Source organism: Pelolinea submarina, assembly GCF_003966975.1.
GTDB classification, from domain to species: domain Bacteria; phylum Chloroflexota; class Anaerolineae; order Anaerolineales; family Anaerolineaceae; genus Pelolinea; species Pelolinea submarina.
In genome coordinates, this window is sequence record NZ_AP018437.1 from 1586537 (window position 1) to 1607046 (window position 20510).

Consider the following 20510-nt stretch of genomic DNA (forward strand, 5'->3'; position numbering starts at 1 on the left):
CTATCCTTCTTTCGCAACTAAATTTTGCTGGGCATCTTCCGGCGGTATATCCAAATAAACCACCAGTTCTTTGGCAATATCGCTGAAAAGCGGCGCGGCTACTACGGAGCCCCAGGGAGATTTCTTCGGTTTTTCCAACCAGACATATACCAAAAATTGAGGGTCATCGGCAGGACCCCAACCGGCGAAGGACGCGTTGGTGAGGTCGATGCTGTATTCACCCTCAACAGGGATTTCAGCCGTACCGGTCTTTCCAGCAATGCTGTAGCCGGGAACCAGAGCCAGTGAGGACTCATTTTCGAGGGATTTTACCAACATGGCGGTCACGGTCCGAGCAGTTTCAGCCTTGATCGGCACACCCAGCACTTGCGGGGTAGTATTATACTGTTTCCCGTCCTGAATGATGGCTTTCAGCACGTGCGGCTTCATCATTTTGCCGTCATTCGCTACTGCGGAAATGGCGGTCGCCAGTTGAATGGGGGTGACGGCCACGCCTTGTCCAAAGGAGTTGGTCAGCAGCTGCACAGGGTACCAATCTGCGTCACCGGGAACACTCAACGGCCAGGTTTCCTCTCCACCCAAATCCACGCTGGTCCGACGGCCGATGCCAAAAGCCTGCATGTATTCATAGAATTTATCCTCACCCAATTTCTTGTCGGCGACCCAGGCCAGGCAAACATTCAGGGATTTCTGCATGCAGCCCTGCATTGTCTGTTCACCGTGCCCTTTGCGGTCCCAGTTAAGAATAACAGCGCCGTGTTCTTCGTAGCGGCCTGTATCGGGGAAAGTGGTTTCATCGTCCACAACGCCGGCATCGTAAGCAGCCGACATCGTCAGGACCTTGAAGACCGATCCGGGTTCGTAGGTTTCACTGATAGCCCGGTTATAGGGCACTCTATCCTTGAATTCATCCTCGTATTTCCAATATTGGTTGAGGTTGATGCGCGGTTGAGTGGCCATCGCCAGGATTTCACCATTGCGCGGGTCGAGCACGATCACCGTACCGGAAACGGCTTCATCTTCTTTAATCGCTTCATCCAGTTTCTTCTCAACCATGGCCTGAATTTCCCGGTCGATGGTCAATACCAGACTGGCGCCGGCCGGAACTTCCGGCAGACTCTCCAGCATATAAGGATTGCGCGGCATGAAAGTTTCCATCGGGTTGCCGGCTAACAGATCGTTATAGTATTCTTCAACACCGTAATACCCCAGCCCTTCCCGACGATCTCGGAAGGAATAGAACCCCAAAATGTTGGAAGCCAGGCTGTTTTCCGGGTATGTGCGTTTTAAATGAGAGCTCCAGATCAAACCTCTTAATGATGGTTTTTCTTTATCTTTACCGTATGGATTTTCAGTCTCGTAAGTCTGCTTGACGTCGCTGAGCACGTCAATCACACCGGATGGCAGGAAATCGGTGATGACAGCGTAAATGCTGTTTTCTTCATCATATTTTTGCTTAACCACATCGTAGATCTGGTCATAAGTCAGGCCGTTGACGCCTTCCATGGTTTGCGCGATGGTTTCCGGATTGGTTACATATTCCAGCATGACGCCGGCTTCGTACACGTCCTCGTTGCCTGCCAATAGCCGGCCCCAGCGGTCGTAAATATTGCCGCGTTCGGGAGTGTAGTTTTCAATGGCGTAAGAATATTCTTCATCCGCCCATTGGCTGAGTTCCTGATGTTTGGTGCTGTTTTGGATGTGCAGCATTTGCAGGATGATTAGCGTGCTGGAAGAAGTCAACACGATCCCAATTAACGTCAATCGCGAGAAAGTCCCTTTTTTCATTGAGCCGCCTCGCTGGTTTGTGCGCTGGTCAGGAAAGTGTTATAAACCCAATCCCACAGGGACTGCTGATAATACTCATTAACGATTGGTCCAAGTGTGTTCTCGGATCCGGGCGGGGGAGCCAGCAGAACAGGGCTCTGCCCGGTATAACCCGGAATGGCCATGAAGTGAACTGACTCGGACGGCGCTGTTTCAAAGCCGTTTTTCTCAGCCCGCTTCACCATTTCGGTATAGGAAGTTTTCCAGGCCAGCTCGGTTCGCTGATTGGCGATGATGCGTAGAATTTCTTCTTCCTCGTAATGCATATCCATGATTTCCAAACCGGCAGAGGCTGATTGAGCACTGATGATGAGATAGATTGACACGACCACAACAAGCGCGATGACAGGCAGGAGAGAAATTCCTACTGACTGGATCTGTCGTCTCCAGGGTGCCTGTTTATAAGCTTGTTTGCTTTTCTTTGCCATCTATAACTCTGCCTGTTATATTGACCAATTTTTCTCTATTTTTTCAAATCTTTTCAATCACTCGCAATTTCGCGCTGCGCGACCGCGGGTTTTGGGCGATTTCCTCCTTTGAGGGTATAACTGCCCCTTTCGTGACTGCTCGAACACTGGCTTTGTGTCCGCAGGTGCAAATGACTTGCTCCGGCGGGCAAATGCAATCCCGGCTTTCCCGCTGAAAAAACTGCTTTACGATGCGGTCTTCCAGCGAATGGAAGCTGATGACTGCCAGCCTGCCGCCGCTGCAAAGCGCCGCAGTGGCTTGCTCCAATCCCTCACTCAGTTTCTCCAGTTCTGAGTTGGTTGCCAAACGCAGGGCCTGAAAAGTGCGGGTGGCCGGATGTGTCTTGCCGCGCTTGCCCTTATAAACCGCCAGTACCAGGTTGGCTAACTCGGTCGTGCTTTCAAACGGCCGGTTGCGCACGATAGCATCCGCAATTTGGATTGCGCGAGGTTCTTCTCCAAAATTCCGCAGGATTACCGTAAGCTCTTTCTGGCTTAGTCCATTGATTAGTTCGGCAGCTGTGGTTTTCTGGCCTTCATCGAAGCGCATGTCCAACGGTGCATCCTTCATAAATGAAAAACCACGTTCCGCATTGTCGAGCTGCATGGAGGAAACCCCTAAATCGAGCAGCATCCCATCGATGCAATCCCACTGCACTGCTCTGAGATGCACCATCAGGTTGGAATAAGAACCGTGCCGAATGGTGATGCGATCCGCGAACTCCGCAGTGCTGCGCCGGGCAATTTCGATGGCATGGTTGTCCACATCCAGTCCCAGCAGCAGCCCCTCCGGCGCGCTGGCCTGCAGGATGCCGCGGGCATGCCCGCCGGCGCCTAATGTCCCGTCTACATAACGGCCGGAGTTGGCCGGTTTAAGGTATTCGAGTGTCTGTTGGTAAAGTACCGGTTGATGCGGAGAACCGGGATTAGATTCAAGAGTGTCCATGGTTAGAAAGTCAGGTCCAGATCATTGAATCGATCCGCTCGTTCCGCCGCATCATTCATAATGGCTGCTTTGATGCTCCAATTTTCCGCCGACCAAATTTCAAAATACGGTCCCAGCCCGATCAACTTTACTGCACTGTTCAGGTGGGCAGCTTCCCGCAGAAATGGCGAGATGAGTACCCGGCCGGCTTTGTCCATTTCCAGCTTGACCGCGTTCCCAAAAAGCATACGTGCCAAATCGCGGGCGTGTGAATCTGTTATTTTCATTGACCGAATTTTGTGGTAAAGTGAGTCAAATTCATCGCCTTGGATGACCATCAAGTTATCGTCAAAACCCTGCGTAATATAGGCAACATCCGCCAGCAGGTCGCGGTATTGCGACGGGATGGTCAGTCGGCCCTTATCATCGAGGTTATGGTCAAATTGTCCAAAGAACATTAGTTCTACTCCGGTATATAAGCGGAAACGCCGGAATGCTCCGGCGTCCCACTTTCTACCACTTTCTACCACTTATACCTGATTATAGCTATATTTTTTGCTAAATACAAGTCTTTTCTTTAGAAGATATTTCATATCTATTAACAATTAATGGTTTAATTGTTATGAAAATGAGGAGGAATTATGCTCTTTGATCTTTCGTTGCCCGAATTACAGCGCTATTTACCTGAACGAGACGAACCGCAAGATTTTGATGCATTTTGGTCGGAGACGTTGGCAGCGGCACGGAAATATCCATTGGACGCGGTTTTCACGCAGGTTGATTACTCAATGGCTTTGGTGGACACCTATGACGTTACCTTTAATGGGTATGACGGTCAGCCGGTTAAGGGTTGGCTTATTCTGCCGAGGAATGCTCAAAAACCACTGCCGTGCGTAGTGGAGTATATCGGTTACGGCGGCGGCCGCGGTTTTCCAACTGATTGGCTGCTATACCCCAGCGCGGGATACGCCACTTTTGTCATGGACACGCGCGGACAGGGTTCCGCCTGGCGGCAGGGCGACACCCCCGATCTGCCCAGCGAGGGTTCCAGCCCGCATTTCCCCGGCTTTATGACCCTGGGTGTGTTGGATCCGGCTACATATTATTACCGGCGCGTTTTCACGGACGCGGTGCGCGCAGTCGAGGCGGCCCGCAGCCATGCCGGTATCGATGAGAAACGCATTATCGTGACTGGCGCCAGTCAGGGCGGGGGTATTACGCTGGCGGTGAGCGGCCTGGTGGCTGGTTTAACAGCGGTCATGCCGGATGTACCTTTCCTATGCCATTTCTTTCGTGCCGCTACTATCACGGATGAGGACCCCTATCATGAGATAGCCAGCTTTTTAAAAGTGCATCGCGATAAAACCGAGACGGTTTTCCGCACGTTATCGTATTTCGATGGGATGAACTTCGCAGCGCGTGCCACTGCGCCGGCTTTGTTCTCCACCGGATTAATGGATGTAACCTGTCCACCCTCAACCGTCTTTGCCGCGTATAACCATTACGCCGGAGATAAAGAAATCCGAGCTTATCATTTCAACCTGCATGATGGCGGAGGAACACATCATGATTTGGAAAAGCTGCGGTTTTTATCAAAAGTCCTGAATTAAATAAAACGCTCCCGTGAAACGGGAGCGTTTTTTATGCTAAGGTTTAGGAAGTACGCTTTATCGCAGACAAGGATCGGGTTTACTCGATTTGATGCGATTGCCGCAGAAAGGTACACCACCGCCCATATTCCCGGAGAACATGGTATATGACCCGTCCAAATACATAATGAAGTTGCCGGAAGTGCCTGAGGTCGATTGCCAAGTACCGGTCACATTGGTGCCATCATAGCTGACCATACCTTCGAATAACAGGCTTTGGCCATCCCCGGTAGCTGCATTGCCGGTCAAATCATAGCCCTTCTGCAGGAAGTCAATATCCAGACGTTTCTGCGCAGTACCCTCCCAAATGGTCCAGGGACCGTCCAGGTTGACAGACACGGTTGGCGTTACCGCGTAAGTGGGTGTACTGGTTGGATTAGGCGTTTCGGTCGCTGCCGGTATCTGCGTGGGAATAACCGGAACGTCTTTATCCTCATCATCTTCATCCACTGTGGTTGGGCTGGTCACAATATAAATGGGAAGCGTGCAGGAAATTACAACCAGCAACAGCGCGCTAATCGCAAATAAGATAATGGTAGTGTTTCTCTTCATGGTACCTCCTAAAATTCTTTATATATTGTATGGCAAATATACCATTTTACAACATAGTTAGATGCAAGAATTGTGCCTGTTATCAATTTTTCTAAAAATTACTCCCGCACTATTTTTATCAATACCTGTCGAAGAAATTCATTATGTATCAATGAGTTTCCCATTAATATTAACCTAATTGTATTCATTAAATAATAAAAAGAAAGCATTTGTCAACTTTTTTTTAAAAAGTGACAAGCTAAATAATTCCACCTGCTGGAGGTGGGGAGCAAATTCCAGGTTTTAGTTAATTGTTATTTCGTAATGACAGAGCCGCAAATGTAAGACTTTGAACTATTGCAGCAGTGCCAGATCTTCCTTCGAAAGGAATTTAAATAGCTTTGTTCCGGTTTCCGGATCTACTGCTTCAGCCGCTTTGCGGCCATTTTTCATGGTCTTCAGGGTGACTTTGCTGGTGTCCACCCATACATCTTTCTTGGATTTCAGGGAATAAAACTTTATCATTGCCATCGTACTATTCTCCTCTCAAATTTAGGTCGGACGAATGTTGGAATTGGCTTGCGTCCCCGTTCTGGTGGAATTATTTAGTTGTTTTCATTATATATGAAGTTTGACTGCAAATAAATATGGCTTATTACCACTTATCGTGATGAATAATTTGGCTCATGGCAAGGCGTTTTTTCTGAATGGCGGATGGATCGGCCGGATATCCCAATGGCATCAGCTCCACGACGACAATCTCATCCGGAATATTGAGGATTTCTTTGACTTCCTGAGGATTGAAATGCCCAATCCAACAAGTGCCCAATCCCAATTCCACCGCACAGAGCGTGATGTGATCCAGCGCGATAGCCACATCGATGGGGTGGCAGGGCAGGCCGCAGTGCATGATCTTGCCGTCGGTTTCCGCACAGGCTACCAGCACGACCGGCGCTTCGCCCACGAAGGTCTGCGAACCGGCAGCCACGGCCAGCTTCTCGCGGGTGTCTTTGTCCTGTACCACCACAAAACGCCATTCCTGGCGGTTGGAAGCGGATGGTGCCAGGTGTGCGGCTTCCAAGATCTGGTTCAACTTTTCTTCCTCCACGGGTTTATCCAGGTATTTACGCACACTCTTACGGGTCTTAATAATTTCGAAGATGTTCATGGTCGGTCCTTTTAGAATTCTGAATTGTTTGAATGATTCGTTCTAAGGAAATTTCAGCAGTGACAAATCCCATAATTTCTAAATCATACCATTATTGAAATTAGTAATGGGCCGCATCTGTTTTTCAGAGCGGCCACAGATTCTTTCACAATAGAACCGCGCAGGATGATCAACGGCTTTGGTCAGCGTACCTCCACCATAAGTAGGTCGCGGCGATGCCGGCCAGGGCTGTCGTCAGGACGATGACCAAGCTCACTGTTGTCAACGGCTCACCTTGAGAGAGCATGCCCGGAATGGCCCAGGGAAAATAATTACCGTAGCCGATCACGGCTGCCAGGTTGTCAATAATCAGGATCAGAATAGCGATGCCGATTGGCAGCATAATGCCGCCACCTATGCTGGCCAGGAAAGCAAACGGCAGAGTGACCAGTATGTTCAAAGTCGCGATCAGTAAAAGACTTAAACTCTCTTGCAGCAGCAGATCCGGCGTAAGTCCGGGCAATTGAATCAAGCTGCCCATCAGCAGACAAAATGGATAGAAAATTCCCACCACGACGATGTACCAAACCGCAACAACGACAAACTTGGCAGCCAGAATATCCGCGCGGGGAACGGGAACAGCCAGGATATCCTTGACTGTATGGTCCATGAATTCGCGGCCAAACACCCAAGCCAGCATCAAGCATACGATCAGAAACCCGCCAATGGCAAAGGCTTCTTTCAGGATCTTGAAGTATGCCGGCCAACTGACGTCACCTACCACCAGGTTGGCTTTCGCACCGACGATGCCCAATTGCTGGGACAGGGCGGGATTCTTATAGACAAAGAATAGGAACGTGCACATTAGCGGCAAGATCATAAAGCCCAATCCGACCATCCAGGGTATGCGTGATTTGCGTACTTTGAGGGTTTCTACCCATAACATGTTCAAAAAGTTTTCCATTGTTTATTGCGCTTTCATACCAACTAATCTCAGGAAATATTCTTCCAGATTTTCTTCTTCCACAGCCAAATGCAGCGGCGGCAGGCCGGCTTGCACCAATTTCTCAGCGATTTGATCCGGGCGGTTGACACATTCAGGATGTGCGCAAACAACCGAACTATCCGGTAAACGATCCGTCCACAATCCGCTGCTTTCCAGTAAGACAGCTGCCTTTTCATTATCATGTGTGCGGATAATCAGGCGTTTTTGGCGGTTTGCTTCCAGCGCGGCGGCATTCAATTCCTGAAGTAAATTGCCTTTATGGATAATACCGATACGGTCAGCCATACGGGAAACCTCGGCCAGGATATGGCTGGACATCAAGACTGTCACACCGTGGTTGTGGGCCATATCCAGCAGGAGCTCGCGGACTTCGACAATACCGGCCGGATCCAACCCGTTGGCGGGTTCATCCAGGATGAGCAGTTTCGGATTGTGCAGCATGGCTTTTGCCAGGCCCAAGCGCTGCGCGTTGCCCTGTGAGAGCGTGCCGGCACGCCGCTGGGCATATTCTTCCAATCCGAATTTCTCAATAGTGCGCTTGACCTGGGCTTTTGAAGTGTGCGGATGCAGCCGGCGGGCGATTTCCAGGTTTTCCTGTACAGTTAATTCCGGGTAGGCATATGGAATTTCTACGGAATAACCGACGTCTGACCAGGGCCGGCGGCAGCCCATGCGGATTTCTGTCTCAAGGACGCTGGCTGAGCCGTTGGTTGGTTTGATCATAGCCAAAAGCATACGGATGGTGGTGGTCTTGCCTGCTCCGTTCAAACCGAGAAAAGCATAAATCTCGCCTTCCGCAACCTTTAACGAAAGATCGTTCACTGCGATTACTTTGCCGAAATTCTTGCCCAGGTGATGGGTTTCAATGTTCCAATTCATAATGTGTAATTCCTCAGGTAAATATTAATCAATGATGATGGGTACAGAAGGTACCTCACCCAGGCAATAAGCCGTCACCAGTTTCAACATGATATCGAAGGTCCCGTTTAGCAAGCCTTCTCCGAAATCGTCACAATGCATGACTAACAGCAATAGCGCATAAAGTAGATTGCGGAAGGCATCCGCGCTGATCTTGATTGGAATACCGGCGGACCGGCAGGAGTCAATGAATTGTTCAAGAAAAACTTGATCACTGCCCATGTGCTCCTGAAGCCGGTCAGGCGGCATGCGGCGCACCAGCAGGTTGTAATCATCGCTGGCGAAGAATTGCAGAATTGGAATTTCATGCCAGAGAGACATTGCGCGTTCCAATACCGCGTGCAAGCGTGCATGCATGGAGGGGCCGGGTTGATCGATCAGTTGAAAGAGCTCCAGACGGTAACGCTTTTCGGCTTCTTCCACGATGTCCATAAAGAGCGCTTCTTTCGAATCGTAGAACTGGTAGAAAGCCCCTTTGGAGATGGCAGCCGCTTGTGCCAATTCCGCCACACTGACTTTGGTTAATCCGTGCGCGCAAAATAGGTCGTAGCCTTTGTCTAATAAATTTTGTTGAATGATCTGTCTTTCGTGTTCCGAAAATGGTTTGGGCATACTATTCTCCTAAATACTATATGACCGAATAGGTATAAACGGTCACAGAAATTATAATCTGGTTTTCAATTGTTGGCAGGGGATCTGTTTATCTTTCAAACGGCGAATATCAATTCTTTTCCGCGACTTTTCTACAGTTTGTTGCGTATATTAATATGATCATTTACCGGTCTTGACCAAACAAAAAATTAATTAATTTGTCAGACGCTTGGAAATTCGTTATATTAATAAGGAAGGAAGACAAAAAATGGAGGACAGCATGAAATCATTAGTTATTTACGATTCTTACTTTGGAAATACCGAAAAATTAGCACAAACAGTGGGCAAAGCTCTCGGCACCGCAAAAAGTGTCAATGTAGTGCGGGTTGCGGATGTAGAACCTGCCCAATTAGAGGGGTTGGATTTACTGATTGTGGCTTCTCCCACGCGCGGATTCCGCCCTTCGGAGGGCACAACCAAATTCCTGAACAGCCTGCCCGCAAATGCGCTGAAAGGCGTCAAGGCTTCTGTTTTCGATACGCGCATTGACCTGGAGACTATCAAAAACAAGGCGTTCAGATTCATCGTTAAGCGCGGCGGGTATGCCAACACTGCTATTGCCAAGATGCTGGAGAAGAAGGGCGCGCAGGTGATCCAACCTGTGGAAGGCTTCTTCGTGGACGATTCCGAGGGCCCGGTATCGGCGGGAGAGTTGGAACGGGCTATTGAATGGGCTAAAAAAATCGCATCAAGTTAAGCTAAATCAGCCAAACATTAAATAATTCGGGTTGAGTTCCATTGATACCTGTAGCTCATGGTATAAGATTAGAATTATTTAATCCCGAAAGAAGTACGGGATTTTTCGTAAAAAGCAGGCAAGCGAACGCCAATTAGATTGGTTAGTTGGTGGTATTTCCGAAAAACCGAAAAAGTACAAAGGACGTGTAATCGAGGAAACCTCCGGTTGTACTAAATCAACACCTTGCTTTAGAAAAGTACTATATGTTTATTGTTTGGTATTTTAGCAAAAATGCGAACACGAATCAGGCAGGGTAATAAGGCGGCGTAAACCGGGCAACAAAGCGAGTTTATTGATAAATCATGTGGATTACAACCTTTCTTATATTAAGTACAATTGAAACGGCTGCCTTGATTTGGTTTACACTGATGAACCGATCTGCCGCCCAGGAGAGTCTCCTATGGGGTTATTCCTCGGAGAAACTGGTATTGTTGTTCTTGTTGTTTCTTATCCTGCTTTTATTTATTTTTCTCATTTTTTACTCTCTTAAACCAGGATCCCGTCAATACCAGCGCCTTCGGAATCTCGCTGCCGGCGAAAAGCCGCTCTGGATTGCGCTTTGGAACAGCCTGCTGCTGGCGGCAGTCATTTACTATCTGTTCATCCACCCGCAGGAGTGGTATGGCTCTTATTACATTTTGTTTGATCACCTGAAAGCGGTTCTATTCTGGCTGTTGGTTTTAAGCCTGCAGACGGTATTTTTCGTCCTGGTCAGGTTATCAATCGGTTTTACTGCGCAGCCTGAGGGAAATGTCCGGGGGGGAGCCATGAAGGAGCTGGGTGCGCTTAGCCTGGTATTCCTGTTCGCGCTGGCGGTTAAATTTGCTTTTGTGCTGCCCCACACATACGGTTTGTATAAAGATGTGGGTGAGTCCAAGTATTTCAATATGATCTTCTACTTGTTCGATGGGCGTTTCCTGCATGCTGCCGATGACGTGACCACACACTATCCTTTCCTTTACCCGCTGCTGCTGCTGTTTACCTACGCCGTCAAGAACTACACCTTCCAAGCCATCCTGGTGTTAAACGCGATTTTTTCTTCGAGTATCGTGTTCCCGCTCTATCTATTGGCGCGCAGATTCCTGAACAAGCACGCCAGCCTGATCCTGATCATCATTGCCAGCTTGATCCCGTTTCAGTTCCTGACTCCCAACCGCTTAATGAGCGAAAACCTGTATTTTCCGCTGCTGTTATGGAGTGTCTATCTGGCATTTGTACTGCCTCGGGATCCGAAGTATCGCTGGGCATGGGACTGCCTGGCAGGTATGTTCTTCGGGCTGATGTACCTGACCCGCTTTATCAGTCTGGCTATCATCCCCTTCCTTTTTTTGATCTGGTGGATCAAGCCTTATGCGGGCGCCGATGGCCTGCTACGCTTTTCTCCCGGAAAATTCCTGCGTGTGCTGATTATGCTGCTGCTTACGGCGCTGGTTTACAGTCCCTGGGTGATCATCGGTTTGGGCAATGGGCTGACCTTCACGCAAACCCTGGGTTTTGGCATTACGGCGTTTACCAATCCGCAGCAGTTGACCGCTTTGAATCTGCTCAAGTGGTTGATGCTATATAGTATGTATTATGTTTTGCTGGCAGCCCCGGTATTGAACCTGATCATCCTGGTGGTTCGAGACAGCCAATCAAAACATCAGGCAAGCGAGCGCAGACGGTGGCTGGCATCCTTGCTCATCCTGCTGCTGGCATTTACTTTGGCGGTGGTGCGTCATTCCTGGCGGGCTTATTACAACCTGGACCAGCCGGAAAAGATCATGGGGCGCTACGTGATTTATTTTGTCCCCCTATTCCTTCTGACCGGGTTCATCGGCCTGAAGGCTTTTCATAAATCCGCTTACCGCTCTTCACGGAGTTTCCTGATTATCAGCATACTTATCCCCGTATTTCTGGTCGGCATTAGTTATGCCACCATTATCATGGGGAAAGTGATCCCGCTGGGCGAAAACTTTATCCAACCGCTCATCTCCATCGACGGATTTTACATAAAAGAACTCGGTGTCTTTTTCTTCGGGCTCCTCATCCTGCTTTATTTGGGCGGCGCCTATTTTATTTGGAATGGACGTGAAAAAGCCGTTGAATTTGTCGGCTGGACATTGCTGGCCTTTTACCTGTTCGCCGAACCCGACTGCCGGGAATTTTTGAATAATGAGAACACCTATCAGGAACTGGGCTACCGGGTATCCGAAATGATTTTGAGCGCTTCCCGGGAAACGGGTTGCGCTGCCCCTTACAAAATCTATCTATCCGATGGTTTTTACGTGGATGATCGCAAGGATTTTGCCTGGAGTCTATACGTGCGCAATCTTTCCTGCGATTGGGAGATCATCAAGTATGACGCGGATCAAAAGCCTGAAATGGATGGCGATGTGGGCTTTATCATTTACCCATTCGATGAAGCGAAACCGGCATCCTATCGAAGTGATCAGGTATGGGAAATCGATGGAAAGAAGTTTGTAGTCGAGCGTGAATTGGGTTATGTACCTGAAGCGGGCGAGTAATATCCCCCCTTTGATTAAAACAAGTTGGGGTTATAAACGCCAATGTTGTAAAAAGAGGCGCGTACTTTCCACCCTGGGGTGGTTGATAACCTGTTCGGTGCTGCCCTGTTCAACGATTTTCCCCTGGTCGAGATAAACCACTTCCTGTGCCAGGCGCAGGGCTTGCGCGGGAGAATGCGTGGACAGGATCACGGTGCACTCATTAGCGACCGCGTAGCGCAGCAGCTGGTTTTCAATCTGGTCAGTCCCTTTAATATCCATGGAAGACGTGGGTTCATCCAGCAGCAGCAGCGCGCGTGGACAGGCGATCATGCGCGCGAAGGCCATGCGTTGGGTTTCCCCACCGGAGAGTTTGTTCCCGCGCGCCCCCGCCAATTTTTCAAGCCCAACCGCTTCCAGGGCGGCCAGTGCTTTTTCGGCAGGCTGCGGCGTTTTTTGCAGCGCAATTTCCACATTTTTCAGGACTGAGAAATCGAAAGCGTAAGGGGACTGGGGCATATAGCCCATGTTTTGTAGCGGTACGTTCTCGATTTTCCCGCTGTCCGGGCGCAGGGTTCCGGCAATCAGGCGCAGCAGCGTGGTTTTGCCGCTGCCGTTGACCCCGATCAGGGCATAGCGTTTGCCGCTTTCAAAAGTAAGCCGCGGCACATCCAGAATGGTGCGGTTTTCATATTGCTTGGTCACATGGATAAGGGTAATCATGCGTTTTCCGCCTGCCCATCGGATAACTTCTGCACCAACGCGTTAATAATAAAAGAAATGATCAGCAGCACCAGGCCCAGGGCAATGGCAAACTCGAAGTGCCCCATGTTGGTTTGCAGCATGATGGCGGTGGTCATGACACGCGTTTTGAATTGCACGTTGCCGCCTACAATTTGCACCGCGCCCACTTCGGCAATCGCGCGGCCAAAACCGGCCAGGATGGTGGAGACGAACTGCACGCGGCAGTCATAAGCGGTGTAGAGCATGCGCTTGAAAGGGGAGATGCCCATTCCGGCGGCAGTCTCACGGATTTGCGGCGCGCGTATGGATACGATGGTGGCGGTCAAGCCGGTGATGATGGGTGTAATCAGCAGCACCTGCGCGACCACCATGGCGGTGACGGTGTAAAGCAGTTTCAGCTTTCCCAGCGGGCCGCTGCGGGAGAGGATCAGCAGCACGATCAGCCCCGCTACTACCGGGGGCAGGCCCATCAACGTATTGTTGATGCGCTGCACCCATTTCTTTCCGCGGAAATCCGAGCTGCCTATCAGGATGCCTAAAGGGATGCCGAATAAGGATGAAATAGTGGTGCTGAAAAAGGACATCTGCAGCGTGACGCCAATAATCTGGCGCAGCTCCGGATCGCTGCCAAACAACAGGCTGAACGCTTTGATGAGATATTCCACGAATGAATTATAAAATGGATTGGTTTAGGGGGGCCGGAGCCCCCCTTTGGGTTCGGTAGGATTAACGGATGGTGAAGAATAACTGTTCACCGTATTCTTCCACACCGTAGCTATCAATCAGGTCCAGCGCCTTTTCGGATGTCATCCAGGCGATGAACGCTTCCGCACCGACATAATTGGTATCAGGCCAGCGTTCGGGCGTGACGGCAATCATGGAGTAGGTGTTCATCATCTCGTCCGATTTTTCCAGCAGGAGGCTGAGTGAATTCTCGGAAGCCAGGTAGGTGGCTTTATCGGATAGCGTGTAAGCCTGCATCTCGTCGGCAGTGGTCAGGGCCTGGCCCATGCCTGCGCCGATGTTGACGTACCAATCCTGGCCGGCCGGGTCGATACCGGCTGCGGTCCAGATCTTGAGTTCGGCTTTATTGGTGCCGCTGTCGTCGCCGCGGGTGATGAAGGCGGCGCCGGCATCCGCGATGGCCTTGAAGGCTTCGCTGGCACTGGCGGCGTTCTTCACACCGGCCGGGTCGGAATCCGGGCCGACAATGACGAAGTAGTTGTACATGAAGGGCACGCGCACTTCACCGAAACCCTCGCTACAATATTCCTCTTCGGAGGATTTGGCATGCACCAACAGGCAATCCGCGTCACCGTTGCGGGCTTTTTCGATAGCCGCGCCGGTGCCGGCGGAGGTGACTTCCAACTGGTAGCCGGAATCTTCCTCGAAATAGGGTTGCAGGTAGGGCAGCAGGCCGGAGTCGTTGACTGAGGTAGTCGTGGAAAGCCTGATGACCGGATTGTCTATGACTGCTTCCGGTTCAGCAGCGGCTGCTTCCTCGGCAGCAGGTTCTTCAGCGGCGGGCGCCGCTTCGGCCGCTTGCGGTGCTTCTGTGGCTTGCTGCGCGCAGGCAGCGAAGCTGAAGACCATCAAAAGAGCGACCATTAACGCAAAAAACTTTTTCATCTCTTCTCCTTTCCTAACACGGGAGGCACTGCTGTTTCCGGCAGCACCCTTGAGCACATCCGGCGGTTTGGGATTTACCGGACTGCTACCGCTCGTCTGGCCATGGACGAACCGAAGGCCAGCGAGTCGAAGAATTGGATGCTGTGATTATAGGAGTTTCTTTTATGATGTGTCAATTGTTCACAGGTTGAATAGGGTGTTTTTATTACTATAATGGGGATGTTTGTAGAAGTAACGCGCGTTAAAAAGAACTTCCCAATCCGTTTTATCCGAATTGGGAAGGCAATATGTGAAACTAGCGCTTTGCAGTTATTTACGGCCGCACTCGTAGGCTTCGCCGCGCAGGGTTTCCACCGCGTGCGGCAGAGCCGGCAGGAAGACCTGCAGGCATTCCACGGCGGCCTTGGGGCTGCCGGGCAGGTTAACGATCAGCGTGCGTTTACGGATGCCGGCTGCGGCGCGCGACAGCAGCGCATTGGGCGTGATGCGCAGGCTTTCTGCGCGCATGGCTTCCGGGATGCCGGGCACGACGCGCTCGACTACCGCCAGAGTGGCTTCGGGCGTGACGTCGCGCGGGGCCATGCCGGTGCCGCCGGTGGTGAGGATCACGTCCACTTCGCCGGAATCAGCCAAGCGTATCAGGGCGGCCTGGATCTGGTCCTGCTCGTCCGGTACGATCAGCGTTTCGCCGACCACGGCGTGTTCCTTCAACGCTTCCACCAGGGCCGGGCCGCTTTTATCCTCGCGCTGCCCGCTGAACCCTTTATCACTGACCGTGATGACGGCCGCACGGATGCCCGGAATGACCATGATCTCATCTCCTGCCTGAATAACACCTTCATTTAATATTCGCGTGAATATCCCTTCGGTGGGCATGACACACATGCCGACCTGATGGTAGATCTGGCAGTGCTGGTGGCACTCTTTGCCGATCTGGGTGACTTCCATCAACACTTTGCCGACCTGTAAGCGCGTGCCAACCGGCAGCGCGAGCAAGTCAATGCCCTGGGTGGTGATGTTCTCGGCAAACTTGCCGGGCGTCAGGTCCGGCACGCCCATGGCAATCATTTTATCCACGCTCTCCTGGGCCAGCAGGCTGACCTGGCGGTGCCACTTGCCGGCGTGCGCATCGCCTTCGATGCCGAAATCCGGCAGTAGGTGTGCTTGTTCGACCGGGTATTTAAACGTGCCCTTCTTCGGGCTGAGGTTGATGGCTACGACGCTGGCCATGGGTCAGCCTCCTATACGGCTCATATTCTTTTCCGAGAGGAATCCCTGGTGGAACTGGTGCCCCGCGGGTTTGTGTTCGATGGCATGGCGGATGACTTCCATCAAAGCATCATCGCCTTTTGCCAAGGCTTCTTTCAGAGGATATTCCAAATTATTGCCCAGGCAAGGGCGCAGCATGCCGTCGCTCATCACGCGAATGCGGTTGCAGTCTGTGCAGAATTGGTGCGATACCGGGCTGATGAAGCCAACACGGCCCTGATACCCTTCCACAGCATAATCGCGGGCAACCTGTCCGGGAAAGCGTGGGGGGATGGGCTGCAGCCAGGGGCGCTTAGCCAGCAGCTTGTCATTGCTGACACGCATGCTTTCATCCTGGCCCAATGCACCGATCGGCATTAGCTCGATGAAACGCACCTCCAGCGGTTTGTCGCGTGTGAGGGCAATGAAATTATCCACTTCGTCATCGTTGCGGCCATGCACCAGTACCGCGTTGATGCGGACCGGCTGCAGGTCTGCGTGCAGGGCGTCATCGATACCGGCCAATACCTGGTTCAAATCGCCTCTGGTCATTTCGAAATACCGTGCGGCTTTTAGCGAATCCAGACTGATGTTGATACGGTTTAACCCGGCCGCTTTCAGTGCGCGTGCCTGCCCCGGCAGCATCTGGGCATTGGTGGTCATGGTCAGTTCCTGGATACCTTCAATGGCGGCCAGACCCTGGATGATCTCAATCAGGTCCTTACGCAGCAGCGGTTCTCCGCCGGTCAGGCGGATCTTGCGGATGCCCAGCTTGGCGCAGGCCTGCGCGATGCGGATGAAATCTTTGGCTTTCAATTCCTCGCGGCGCGGGCAGATGCCTTCACCGGCTCTACAGTAGTCGCAGCGCAGGGTGCAGCGTTCCGTAATGGAAAGCCGCAAATAGGATATGTCTCGTCCGAATTGATCGATCAATGTAATTACTCCGTTTCAGTGCGGTGATATTCACCCGATCTCCCACCGCTCTTGCTGAGCAGGCGCAGGCATGTGATTTCCATACCGCGGTCAACTGCCTTGCACATATCGTAGATGGTCAGCGCGGCTACGCTGGCAGCGGTCAACGCTTCCATTTCTACACCGGTAGTATACCTGCATTTTACTGTAACAATGATTTCCACCGCGTCCGGTTTTTGGGGCTTTACTTCCACCGCTGCGCTGGTGAGCGGGATGGGGTGGCACAGCGGAATCAGGTCGGGCGTGCGCTTGGCGGCCATGATACCTGCGATGCGCGCGCTGGCAAACACATCACCTTTCTTGATGTTCCCGGCCAGAATCAGCTCCAACGTTTCCGGTTTCATTTTGACCAGCGCCGCTGCTACAGCTACGCGTTCGGTCATTTCCTTCCCGCCAACGTCTACCATAAAGGCTTGTCCTTCGCCGTCCAAATGTGTTAATTCCATGGTCTCACCTCTCCCGGTTTATTTAGGGTATAACCGCCTAATTTCTTCAACCGTTCGGCAAATTCAGGCCCTTTCAATACTTCCAACAAGCGCTGTACCGCTTCTAATTGCAGCGCGTCCTCGGCAATCAATAAATCGTATTGTTCGGGGCAGATCGGGATGAATTCCAACCCGTAGATGCGTGCGGCGGACAGGATGCCCATGCCCGCATCGGCAGTACCGGAGGCCACCGCGGCGGCCACGGCCGTGTGGGTGAACTCCTCGCGTTCATACCCGTTGATCTGCGCAGTATCCAGGTGGTTCTCTTTTGCCAAATAGTCGCACAGGATGCGCGTACCGCTGCCCTTTTGGCGGTTGACGTAGGACAGGCGCGGCAGGTCGGCAAAACCCTGAATGCCCTTGGGATTGCCGGGCGCAACCATCAGCCCCTGGATACGTTCTACGCATTCCACCAGCACCACACCGCCTTCTGGGAAATATTTCTTCAAATAAGGAATATTGTAAGTGCCGCTGGCTTCATCCAAAAGATGAATACCGCCCAGATGGGCTTCTCCGCGTTTGACGGCCATGATGCCGCCCATGCTGCCTACGTGCGATGAGGCTACCAGGCTGTCCCGCCAGGTGCGGCGCATGATGTCGGCCACCTCGTCCAGCAGCGGATCGTGGCTGCCGGTGATGACCAGCATGCGCGCGATCTCGTCCAGGCTGTGCAGCAGGCGCACGTCCACGCTTTGACCGGCCTCGTAACCTTCCATATCCTGCGGGATATCGATAATGCCGTCGGCTTTGACGAAGGAGCTGACCACACCCGCGCCGCGGTTGAGCGGCACGGCCACGGTCTTGCCGTTGACCAGCCCCAGACGGGCACGGATGAATTCACGGTATTTCAGCGAGGAATTCAGGCGGCGTGAAACAACCGCCTGTACATGTTCGATTTTTTCGGGTTGGCGGCAGGTGAGCTGCTGCAGCACGGGTTTGAAAACGTGCTCCAGCACCAGGATGCCGGACACCGGGTAGCCGGGCACGCCCAGCACCGGCACCAGGCCGGCTTGTGACGAATTTTGGGCCAGGCCCAGCACGGCCGGCTTGCCGGGTTTAATGGCAATGCCGTGCAACACGACTTCGCCGATACTGCGTATGGCCTGCGCGGAGTAATCTTCGCTGCCGGCTGAAGAACCGGCGTTCAGAATGACCGCGTCGCACTCATCCACCGCTTTACGGAGCAATGCTTCGATTTCTGACAGGCGGTCTTTGACGATTGGGTAAACCCTGGGCAGGCAGCCCCACTGCGTCAGCATGCTTGAAAATATGGTCGAGTTGAATTCAATGATGTCGCCCTCGCCCGGGTGCTCGGTAGGCGGGACGATTTCGTCCCCGGTGGGGATGATGCCGACCACCGGCTGCTTGACTGTTTCCAGTTTCATCACGCCCGCTGCCAGCATGGCACCCATACCGGCCGGGGTTACTTCTGTGAAGGATGGCAGAATCATATCGCCCGCGCTGATGTCCTCTCCGATCTGGCGCACGTGCTGCCAGGGCGCGGCAGCCGCGTACAGGCTGACCTGGCCGTCCTCTTCGATGACATCCTCGATCATCACCACCGCGTCGCAGCCGGCCGGCAGCGGATCGCCGGTGTCCACGCGCACGAAATCGCTTTCCTGCAAGCGCACTGGAGTGGTCTCGGTGGCGCCGAAGGTGATGCGCGCGCTTAAGGCGATGCCGTCCATGGCGCAGGCGTTGTAATGCGGGGCGCAGATCCTGGCATAAACAGCCCGCGAGGTGATGCGGCCGAGTGCCAGGCCGATGGGGATTTCTTCGGTTTTATAGGACAACCCATGGGTGTTCAACGCGTCCAGATAGGTCTGTACGGCGTCATCCAGCGGGAAATTGGTTAAATATTGGAAGGGCATAGTTACCTCTTGAATAGAGTTACTTCGACAAGCTCATCCCGGCTCAAGCCTTCGCAGTCGCGCGGGATGCGGATGAATCCGTCCGCGCCGGCCAGCGTGGTGATCAGGCCGGATTTGCTGGCAATGGGGTGTACGCGCTCCTCACTGAGCGCGACCGGCACGAATTCTTCGCGCCCATGGTTGGAGGAGACCGCGCGTGCCAACGGGGCGCTCACATGGCGATCCTCGGTTTGCGCGCCCTGCATGCGCAAGAGCAGCGGACGGGCCAGCATGTGGAACATGAAATAGGCTGCCACCGGGTTGCCGGGCAGGCCGAAAACCGGCTTGCCGCGGATCTCACCCAGAATGGTCGGCTTGCCGGGCTTGGCAGCCACGCCGTGAACTAATAATTCACCCAACGCGCTGATCACGGCCGGAATGGCATCTTTTACGCCTACAGAAGTGCCGCCGGAAATCAGCAGCATGTCGCAGCTATCCATGGCGGCGTCAACAGCGGCCTGGATGACGGCTTGCTCGTCGTGCAGGATGCCGCGTGGATCGGGAATGCCGCCGGCGGCGCTGACTGCCGCAGCCAGCATAGGCGCGTTCACGTCGCGGATCTGCCCGGCTTGTAGCGTCTGGCCGGCTGCCACCAGCTCATCGCCGGTGGAGAGTATGGCCACGCGCGGCGCGCGCGCCACGCTGACCTGCGTGCTGCCCAGGGCGGCCAGCGCGCCGATGTCGGCGGCTGTCAGGCGCAACCCGGCGGGCAGTACAACCTGGCCGGGTTTGACGTCGTCACCGCGGTAGATCAGGTTGGCGCCCGGCGCGGCCGGCTTGTAGATGGCGATGGTGCCATCGTGGAAATCGTCGGCGTTCTCCAGCATGACCATGGCGTCCGCGTTGGCCGGCAGTTCCGCGCCGGTGGGCACGTAAACGCACTGGCCTTTCTGCAGTTGGATGGTCAAGGGCTGGCCCATGTGCGACTCGCCCGCCAGCGTCAGCAGGGAGGGGATGGACTCGGAGCAGCCGAACACGTCCGCGGCGATCACCGCGTAGCCGTCCACCGTGGAACGGTTGAAGTTGGGAACAAATTCGGTCGCGGTCACGTCCGCAGCCAATGCGCGTCCGAGGGCTTGGGAAAGCGGCACGTCTTCCGCGCCGCTGCTTAATTCACCAAAGCGCTGCGCGATCAGGTCATTCACTTCCGCGATACTGCTGACATGCAGCATAAAG

The 20510-nt window shown here is 52.9% G+C and carries 21 protein-coding genes and 1 riboswitch; of the genes, 3 read left to right on the forward strand and 18 right to left on the reverse strand.

Annotated features, from left to right (window positions below):
* Genes Pelsub_RS06905 through mraZ form a run of 4 tightly spaced genes read right to left on the reverse strand, consistent with a single transcriptional unit; the run spans window position 1 to window position 3677 of the window.
* Window positions 1–1788, reverse strand: coding sequence for a peptidoglycan D,D-transpeptidase FtsI family protein (locus Pelsub_RS06905; RefSeq protein WP_116224456.1), 1788 nt, complete (start codon window positions 1786–1788; stop codon window positions 1–3).
* A complete protein-coding gene (locus Pelsub_RS06910; RefSeq protein WP_116224455.1) occupies window positions 1785–2255 on the reverse strand; it encodes a hypothetical protein in 471 nt (156 codons plus the stop codon). The genes Pelsub_RS06905 and Pelsub_RS06910 overlap by 4 nt, the downstream gene beginning before the upstream one ends.
* A 43-nt stretch (window positions 2256–2298) precedes the next feature.
* Window positions 2299–3240 carry a 16S rRNA (cytosine(1402)-N(4))-methyltransferase RsmH gene (gene rsmH / locus Pelsub_RS06915; protein ID WP_116224454.1) on the reverse strand — a complete coding sequence of 314 codons (942 nt, stop codon included), beginning with the start codon at window positions 3238–3240 and terminating at the stop codon, window positions 2299–2301.
* A gap of 2 nt (window positions 3241–3242) precedes the next feature.
* Complete coding sequence (gene mraZ, locus Pelsub_RS06920) at window positions 3243–3677, reverse strand: division/cell wall cluster transcriptional repressor MraZ (RefSeq protein ID WP_116224453.1); 435 nt, start codon at window positions 3675–3677, stop codon at window positions 3243–3245.
* 180 nt (window positions 3678–3857) lie between these two features.
* On the opposite strand from mraZ, the gene Pelsub_RS06925 reads away from it, so the two are divergent.
* Entirely contained in the window at window positions 3858–4829 is a 972-nt protein-coding gene (locus tag Pelsub_RS06925) for an acetylxylan esterase (RefSeq protein WP_116224452.1), read from the forward strand.
* Between the two features lie 57 nt (window positions 4830–4886).
* Here Pelsub_RS06925 and Pelsub_RS06930 read toward each other — a convergent pair whose 3' ends face one another.
* From Pelsub_RS06930 to Pelsub_RS06950, 6 genes are all read right to left on the reverse strand, one after another.
* Complete coding sequence (locus tag Pelsub_RS06930; RefSeq protein WP_116224451.1) at window positions 4887–5420, reverse strand: hypothetical protein; 534 nt, start codon at window positions 5418–5420, stop codon at window positions 4887–4889.
* A gap of 333 nt (window positions 5421–5753) precedes the next feature.
* On the reverse strand, window positions 5754–5930 hold the full coding sequence (locus Pelsub_RS15650; protein WP_158675020.1) for a hypothetical protein: 177 nt from the start codon (window positions 5928–5930) through the stop codon (window positions 5754–5756).
* A 124-nt stretch (window positions 5931–6054) separates the two neighbouring features.
* Entirely contained in the window at window positions 6055–6567 is a 513-nt protein-coding gene (locus Pelsub_RS06935; protein ID WP_116224450.1) for a nitroreductase family protein, read from the reverse strand.
* Between the two features lie 169 nt (window positions 6568–6736).
* Window positions 6737–7510 carry an ABC transporter permease gene (locus tag Pelsub_RS06940; RefSeq protein WP_116224449.1) on the reverse strand — a complete coding sequence of 258 codons (774 nt, stop codon included), beginning with the start codon at window positions 7508–7510 and terminating at the stop codon, window positions 6737–6739.
* Between the two features lie 3 nt (window positions 7511–7513).
* Window positions 7514–8431, reverse strand: a complete 918-nt coding sequence (locus Pelsub_RS06945) for an ABC transporter ATP-binding protein (protein WP_116224448.1) — start codon at window positions 8429–8431, stop codon at window positions 7514–7516.
* 24 nt (window positions 8432–8455) lie between these two features.
* Window positions 8456–9082, reverse strand: a complete 627-nt coding sequence (locus Pelsub_RS06950) for a TetR/AcrR family transcriptional regulator (RefSeq protein WP_116224447.1) — start codon at window positions 9080–9082, stop codon at window positions 8456–8458.
* A 259-nt stretch (window positions 9083–9341) separates the two neighbouring features.
* Between Pelsub_RS06950 and Pelsub_RS06955 the strand changes: the two genes are divergently transcribed.
* Both Pelsub_RS06955 and Pelsub_RS06960 read left to right on the forward strand, forming a co-directional pair.
* A complete protein-coding gene (locus Pelsub_RS06955) occupies window positions 9342–9818 on the forward strand; it encodes a flavodoxin family protein (RefSeq protein ID WP_116225021.1) in 477 nt (158 codons plus the stop codon).
* A gap of 344 nt (window positions 9819–10162) precedes the next feature.
* Window positions 10163–12367 (forward strand): glycosyltransferase family 39 protein, encoded by a 2205-nt coding sequence (locus tag Pelsub_RS06960; protein WP_116224446.1) that lies wholly within the window; start codon window positions 10163–10165, stop codon window positions 12365–12367.
* 30 nt (window positions 12368–12397) lie between these two features.
* On the opposite strand, the gene Pelsub_RS06965 is transcribed toward Pelsub_RS06960, so the two are convergent.
* From Pelsub_RS06965 to Pelsub_RS07000, 8 genes are all read right to left on the reverse strand, one after another.
* A complete protein-coding gene (locus Pelsub_RS06965; RefSeq protein WP_116224445.1) occupies window positions 12398–13069 on the reverse strand; it encodes an ATP-binding cassette domain-containing protein in 672 nt (223 codons plus the stop codon).
* Window positions 13066–13755 carry an ABC transporter permease gene (locus Pelsub_RS06970; protein WP_198418416.1) on the reverse strand — a complete coding sequence of 230 codons (690 nt, stop codon included), beginning with the start codon at window positions 13753–13755 and terminating at the stop codon, window positions 13066–13068. Before Pelsub_RS06970 ends, Pelsub_RS06965 begins: the two co-directional genes overlap by 4 nt.
* Window positions 13756–13816: 61 nt before the next feature.
* Window positions 13817–14719: a substrate-binding domain-containing protein gene (locus Pelsub_RS06975; protein ID WP_116225019.1), complete on the reverse strand. Its 903-nt coding sequence runs from the start codon at window positions 14717–14719 to the stop codon at window positions 13817–13819.
* Window positions 14710–14863, reverse strand: a riboswitch (molybdenum cofactor riboswitch). Its footprint overlaps the gene before it by 10 nt.
* Window positions 14864–15028: 165 nt before the next feature.
* Complete coding sequence (locus Pelsub_RS06980) at window positions 15029–15949, reverse strand: MOSC domain-containing protein (protein ID WP_116224444.1); 921 nt, start codon at window positions 15947–15949, stop codon at window positions 15029–15031.
* Window positions 15950–15952: 3 nt separating this feature from the next.
* Window positions 15953–16900 carry a GTP 3',8-cyclase MoaA gene (moaA, locus tag Pelsub_RS06985; RefSeq protein ID WP_158675021.1) on the reverse strand — a complete coding sequence of 316 codons (948 nt, stop codon included), beginning with the start codon at window positions 16898–16900 and terminating at the stop codon, window positions 15953–15955.
* 5 nt (window positions 16901–16905) lie between these two features.
* Window positions 16906–17385: a cyclic pyranopterin monophosphate synthase MoaC gene (gene moaC, locus Pelsub_RS06990; protein ID WP_116224442.1), complete on the reverse strand. Its 480-nt coding sequence runs from the start codon at window positions 17383–17385 to the stop codon at window positions 16906–16908.
* Window positions 17376–19295, reverse strand: a complete 1920-nt coding sequence (locus Pelsub_RS06995; protein ID WP_116224441.1) for a molybdopterin biosynthesis protein — start codon at window positions 19293–19295, stop codon at window positions 17376–17378. Before Pelsub_RS06995 ends, moaC begins: the two co-directional genes overlap by 10 nt.
* Before the next feature lie 2 nt (window positions 19296–19297).
* Window positions 19298–20506 (reverse strand): molybdopterin molybdotransferase MoeA, encoded by a 1209-nt coding sequence (locus Pelsub_RS07000; RefSeq protein WP_116224440.1) that lies wholly within the window; start codon window positions 20504–20506, stop codon window positions 19298–19300.
* Window positions 20507–20510: the final 4 nt, after the last annotated feature.

Bases quoted from the DNA above. Each gene is read 5' to 3' on its own strand.
- Pelsub_RS06940 (WP_116224449.1), bottom strand. From the start codon at position 7,510: ATGGAAAACTTTTTGAACATGTTATGGGTAGAAACCCTCAAAGTACGC.
- mraZ (WP_116224453.1), bottom strand. From the start codon at position 3,677: ATGTTCTTTGGACAATTTGACCATAACCTCGATGATAAGGGCCGACTG.
- Pelsub_RS06955 (WP_116225021.1), top strand. From the start codon at position 9,342: ATGAAATCATTAGTTATTTACGATTCTTACTTTGGAAATACCGAAAAA.
- rsmH (WP_116224454.1), bottom strand. From the start codon at position 3,240: ATGGACACTCTTGAATCTAATCCCGGTTCTCCGCATCAACCGGTACTT.
- Pelsub_RS06905 (WP_116224456.1), bottom strand. From the start codon at position 1,788: ATGAAAAAAGGGACTTTCTCGCGATTGACGTTAATTGGGATCGTGTTG.
- Pelsub_RS06995 (WP_116224441.1), bottom strand. From the start codon at position 19,295: ATGCCCTTCCAATATTTAACCAATTTCCCGCTGGATGACGCCGTACAG.
- Pelsub_RS06950 (WP_116224447.1), bottom strand. From the start codon at position 9,082: ATGCCCAAACCATTTTCGGAACACGAAAGACAGATCATTCAACAAAAT.
- Pelsub_RS06965 (WP_116224445.1), bottom strand. From the start codon at position 13,069: ATGATTACCCTTATCCATGTGACCAAGCAATATGAAAACCGCACCATT.
- Pelsub_RS15650 (WP_158675020.1), bottom strand. From the start codon at position 5,930: ATGGCAATGATAAAGTTTTATTCCCTGAAATCCAAGAAAGATGTATGG.
- Pelsub_RS06960 (WP_116224446.1), top strand. From the start codon at position 10,163: ATGTGGATTACAACCTTTCTTATATTAAGTACAATTGAAACGGCTGCC.
- Pelsub_RS06930 (WP_116224451.1), bottom strand. From the start codon at position 5,420: ATGAAGAGAAACACTACCATTATCTTATTTGCGATTAGCGCGCTGTTG.
- Pelsub_RS06910 (WP_116224455.1), bottom strand. From the start codon at position 2,255: ATGGCAAAGAAAAGCAAACAAGCTTATAAACAGGCACCCTGGAGACGA.
- Pelsub_RS06945 (WP_116224448.1), bottom strand. From the start codon at position 8,431: ATGAATTGGAACATTGAAACCCATCACCTGGGCAAGAATTTCGGCAAA.
- Pelsub_RS07000 (WP_116224440.1), bottom strand. From the start codon at position 20,506: ATGCTGCATGTCAGCAGTATCGCGGAAGTGAATGACCTGATCGCGCAG.
- Pelsub_RS06980 (WP_116224444.1), bottom strand. From the start codon at position 15,949: ATGGCCAGCGTCGTAGCCATCAACCTCAGCCCGAAGAAGGGCACGTTT.
- Pelsub_RS06975 (WP_116225019.1), bottom strand. From the start codon at position 14,719: ATGAAAAAGTTTTTTGCGTTAATGGTCGCTCTTTTGATGGTCTTCAGC.
- moaC (WP_116224442.1), bottom strand. From the start codon at position 17,385: ATGGAATTAACACATTTGGACGGCGAAGGACAAGCCTTTATGGTAGAC.
- Pelsub_RS06935 (WP_116224450.1), bottom strand. From the start codon at position 6,567: ATGAACATCTTCGAAATTATTAAGACCCGTAAGAGTGTGCGTAAATAC.